A 254-nucleotide genomic window follows, 5' to 3' on the forward strand; every position below is an offset into this window, starting at 1 on the left:
TACTGCACTCAGACAGGGGTACGCAGTTCACCAGCGGCGATTACCAGCGTTATCTGGGCAGCAATCGGTTAGTCAGCAGCATGAGTGCCGTTGGCCACTGTGGCGATAATGCCGCCTGTGAGGGCTTGGCGGTTGCAGGAGCTGAGTGCAACACGGTTATTGAATTGACGCAGGAGCATCATATTGCATAGCCAAGGCTTTCTGCATCACTTCGCTCATGACTTCGATAGGACATTTGAAATCGAAGCGCTTAC

Annotated in this window: 1 pseudogene; it reads left to right on the forward strand. The window is 52.8% G+C overall.

Annotation, left to right across the window (positions count from 1 at the left end):
• Positions 1-125 (forward strand): annotated as a pseudogene (locus H4J77_RS19670) (IS3 family transposase); the annotation flags it as partial.
• Between the last annotated feature and the right edge of the window lie 129 nt (positions 126-254).

Source organism: Pseudomonas sp. 5Ae-yellow (assembly GCF_014077575.1).
GTDB lineage: Bacteria > Pseudomonadota > Gammaproteobacteria > Pseudomonadales > Pseudomonadaceae > Halopseudomonas > Halopseudomonas neustonica.